Below are 399 nucleotides of genomic sequence, written 5' to 3'. Positions count from 1 at the left end.
GGCTCATTCCCGATCCGCTCGGCGACAGCCGGTGGCCGCCCTTGGCGATTTTCGTTGGCAGCCTTCCCGTGTCCGGAACCCCAGTGTAGGACGGCTGAATGAAATCTCTGACCGATCCCTCACAGGCTCTCTCCACTGGCCTGGCGAAAATCCGCACCGAATTGCACGTGCCGGCTGGATTTCCGGCTGATGTCGTTGCCGCAGCGGATGCGGCGGCCAAACGTGTGCCCGACCAGCATGCCGATCGAAGGGCGATGCCCTTTGTCACGCTCGACCCGGCTGCCTCCACCGATCTTGATCAAGCATTCTCGATCGAGGCGAGCGGCAGTGATCTTCTGCTGCATTATGCCATTGCCGACGTGGCCTGGTTCGTCGAGGACGGCGACACGGTGGATCTCG

General features: G+C 62.4%; 1 protein-coding gene. It reads left to right on the top strand.

Features of this window, described 5'->3' with window-relative positions; genetic code table 11:
- Positions 1-98 precede the first annotated feature (98 nt).
- Positions 99-399: RNB domain-containing ribonuclease (locus tag EN852_RS35730; protein WP_135879673.1), on the top strand; the 301-nt coding region annotated here is incomplete at its 3' end.

The organism is Mesorhizobium sp. M2E.F.Ca.ET.209.01.1.1 (assembly GCF_004010375.2).
GTDB lineage: Bacteria > Pseudomonadota > Alphaproteobacteria > Rhizobiales > Rhizobiaceae > Mesorhizobium.
This window is presented reverse-complemented; position numbering and strand designations above follow the sequence as displayed.